The following is a 3,590-nucleotide window of genomic DNA, read 5'->3' on the forward strand; positions in this document are numbered from 1 at the left end:
CCGAGAACAATCAGATGCGCCGTTATTACGGACTTTCCGCGCAGGACCCTGCACCGGGATCCACCAGAGCGCCATTCCGCTGCGACGGCTTTGTGCGGGACGGCTCCATCCTGACGCCCTCCGGCGATCGCGTGCCGCTCACGGCACTCCCCCCCTTCCTCCGAGCCCTATTGGTGACCGACGGAACCGTCACCAAGATCCTCGAGGCCTACTTTTGGGAGCCTGTCTCGGTCGATACACGCGAGCAACGCTTCGAGACCGCGGTCGAGTCCGTGCCGGCGATCCAAGTCCAGCCCGGAGACCGCTGTCTGATCCGCGACGCCCGTCTACGTGGGACGGACACGGGTCGCAGCTTCGCCGAGGCCTTTTCGCTGATCCGCGTAGAGCTCATACCAGGCGGTTTCCGCCAGCGCCTCATCGACCGTGAGATCGGCATCGGCGTGCTGATTCGCGACAGCGGCCTGGAGAGCTATCGGGAGGTCTTGAACGTCGGTCTCGATCAGGACGCGGAAGGGCAAGGCTCCGTTTGCAGAACCTACCGTATCATCATCGAGCGACGCCCGGTGATCCTGATCACCGAATGCTTCCCGCTCGCGCTCTATACCGAAAGCAGACCCTGATCGGGCCGCTCGAGAGGGCGAGGCGCCACCCAACTTCAGATGAGGAAACGAAGCATGCGTTATCTTCTCGCCGCCCTCGCGCTCGCCGCGGCCGCCCCCGCTCACGCCGCCATCCCCGCCACGCCGGTGATGACCGTCTACCAGTTCAATGGACCGCTGGACGTGCCCTATTACAACGCCGACAGTTTCGCACGCTCGGGGGGGAAATCATCGGCGGGCACGCTGAGTCAGGGGACCTCGGTGATTCCCTGCCTGGTTCTCCGTGACGGCGAGCCGCTGACGGACGGCTCCGGGACCCCCTATGTGGGTTTCGACGTCGTGGTCGATGCGCGCCGCGCCACCCGCTCCGCCACGGACACTTTCAAGCGCGCGGTGGCCGAGCGCAAGTCGATGAAGGTCCGAAACCACCATTGTCAGCCGGGCACGAAATACGTGGTCAACGTCCGTAACCTTTACGCGCTGGAAAAAGCTCCCTTCTTCGATCCGCCGCTCGGCGGACGCGGCGTCAGCCCCGGAGGCGTCAGTGAGCTCGATCGCATCGTCCGCGCCTTCCACGCCTCGAGCCATTGCGAGGACGCGAATCGCCGTCTGATCGGCCGCCGGGACGCACTCGAGCGGGCCTGGAACGACTTTGTTCGCGGCAACGGCCGGCTCGGCTCGGCGACCACCCTCACGCGCGCCAAGCACCTCGACTACAGCATGCGCACGGCGATTTACGAGGGCCACCTGGAGCGCGGGTGCAACGCCTATGGGGCCTGCGAGCGCAACATCATCGTGCTCTCGATCCGCAATCGGGCCATCGGACAGTGCCTCAGCCGCCAGGGCTGCGCCTTTCCGGGAGACTTCCAAGGCGTCGCCTCAGCGGTATCCCAATACAACATCTGGGACGAGTATCTGACACAGATCTCCGGCCTGACCGCCTGCTATCTGCGGCCAGACCTCGCCGACCATGACCGCTACGCCAAGATCCAGGCCATGTACACACAGACGGTCGGGGATGCCGAGCGCATCCTCTACGGCAGCGACCGTGAGCTGCAGTCGGTCTTTCCGAGCAACCGCCTGAGCGACCTGTCCTCCGTGCGCCATTACTACCATGCGCCGGCGATGGGCAAATGCTTCCCCAATCACGACCGCGTCGAGTACATGACCGGGGCGGTTGCGCGCAACGGCGACGATTTCGCGTTGATCGCCAATACCCGAATCGAGGTTGGTGCCGCCAGCGGCGACGGCTATCGCTTCGAGGAATTCCGCTTCGAGGAGAGGCCGGACCGGGATCTGATCCGGACGGAAAACAGCTATCCGGGCTTCATCGTCGACGGGCGCAAGGTGTCGCTGCGCAAGCCCAGCTCCTGTCCACCCTACGGTATCCCGAGCGGTTGTCGCATGTCCGACGTTGGTCGCTACCGCAAGACCCCGAGCTGGCTCTCCAGCGGAAGGCCCCTGGAGATCACCTGCCGGATCCAGGACCGTGGCGAGTCCTGCCGCGGCGGCGGCTCAACCCGAACCGCGCGGGTCGGCGGGGTCTGCGACAAGGAGATGCGTCCGGTGGCAGGTGTGCATTGAGGGCGCGGCGCAACCGCGCTCGACGTGGGTCGGTTGCGCCGGGTCGTTGCGACCGCTTCGGTTCACCATCAGCGCGCTCTATGTGATGCGGCCCCGACATGCCGAGCCATCGAGCTGACCCATCGACTCCACACTCGGAGGTGAACCATGGACTCGCAAGGCAGAGCGAAGATCGGCTGGCGGCATCTACTGGCGATGTCCTTGGGGTTGATCTGGGCAGCTGGGGCCATCGCCGAGGCGCCGACCGCACCCAGGGTGTCGGTCATCCAGGTCCCCCTCGAGCTCGATCTGGGCCCCCTGATACAGGCGGCGGAATCGGCGCTGCCCGCCCAGGCCGGTCACTGGCCCGGCTGGCATCAGTGGCACGGCATTGATGCGCGTTACCGCGCCTGGCGGGGGCCCTTGCACCTGGCCATGCAGGGTGACGTGCTGCAGATCCAGGCCCATGTTCGCTATCAGGTCGAGGCGCGCAAGGAGCTGATCGGCAGACTCGGGCTCAGCGCCGGGTGTGGGATCGAGAAGCCCCCTCGCCAAGCGCTGATCGGCGTCCTCGCCCGGCTTGAGTGGGCACCCGACTGGTCGCTGCGCCCGCGCTTCCAGGTGCTGCCGACCCGGTTCCTGGATCCCTGCGAGGTTACGCTTGCGGAGATCGACGTCTCACCCCTCGTCGGGCGCGTATTCGCCGACCGCATCCAGGAGAGCCTGGCGGAAGCGATGCGCGACCTCGCCCCCCGGCTGCAGGGCCTCCGTGCCGAAGCGGCACGCACGTGGGAGGGCCTGCAAGTGCCCGTGGAGCTGACTCCGGGTCTCTGGCTGCAGGTCCAGCCGCTCGGCCTTGCGCTCGCCCCGTTGCACGGCGCGGGCAACCGGGTCGAGACGGCGGTGTGGCTGGCCTTTCGCGGCGCGCTCTCCTCTGAGCCCCCATCCAAGACGGCCTCCACGCCGCTCCCGCCATTGTTCCCCTATCGTCCGGCCCAGCCGGGTCTGCGCTTCAGCCTCGGGCTGGAGCTGGACTACGCTCGCCTCGCCACGGCCCTGAGCGCCCGGACCCAGGGACAGACCCTGGAGGTGCAAGGGCATCAGATCGGAATCGACGGCATCAGCCTGGCGGCGCAAGATCAGGACCTGGTGCTCAACGCGCGGCTCACCGGTGACGTCCCCGGGCGCCTGACGATCCTGGGCCGCCCGGCCTTCGACCCCGCCAGCCAGGCGCTGAAGCTGGAGCAGGTGGATTTCGTCTTCGACGCGGACGACCTCGACCAGGCGGTGATGGCGAAGATCTTCTATGACCGCATCCGCGCCGGCGTCGAGTCGGCGGCGAACGCCCTGTTGGCAGAACGCACCCGGGGACTTCAGGCCGCCGTGGAAACGCGCCTCGTCCGCGCCCTGCCCCCTGGCCTCGCTCCG

Annotated in this window: 3 protein-coding genes; all 3 read left to right on the top strand. The window is 67.0% G+C overall.

Going from position 1 to position 3,590, the window contains the following annotated elements; translation table 11 throughout:
* Positions 1-14: 14 nt before the first annotated feature.
* Complete coding sequence (locus LJE61_RS12450; protein ID WP_296918522.1) at positions 15-620, top strand: chorismate--pyruvate lyase family protein; 606 nt, start codon at positions 15-17, stop codon at positions 618-620.
* Between the two features lie 54 nt (positions 621-674).
* Positions 675-2,183, top strand: coding sequence for a hypothetical protein (locus tag LJE61_RS12455; RefSeq protein WP_296918520.1), 1,509 nt, complete (start codon positions 675-677; stop codon positions 2,181-2,183).
* 147 nt (positions 2,184-2,330) lie between these two features.
* On the top strand, positions 2,331-3,590 hold a 1,260-nt coding region (locus LJE61_RS12460; protein WP_296918521.1), incomplete at its 3' end, for a DUF4403 family protein.

Origin of the sequence: Thiocapsa sp. (genome assembly GCF_022340925.1) — a bacterium.
In the GTDB taxonomy this organism is placed as follows: Bacteria; Pseudomonadota; Gammaproteobacteria; order Chromatiales; family Chromatiaceae; genus Thiocapsa.

What these genes read in the sequence shown, in the direction of transcription:
- LJE61_RS12455 (WP_296918520.1), top strand. Translation starts at nt 675, where the DNA reads ATGCGTTATCTTCTCGCCGCCCTCGCGCTCGCCGCGGCCGCCCCCGCT.
- LJE61_RS12450 (WP_296918522.1), top strand. Translation starts at nt 15, where the DNA reads ATGCGCCGTTATTACGGACTTTCCGCGCAGGACCCTGCACCGGGATCC.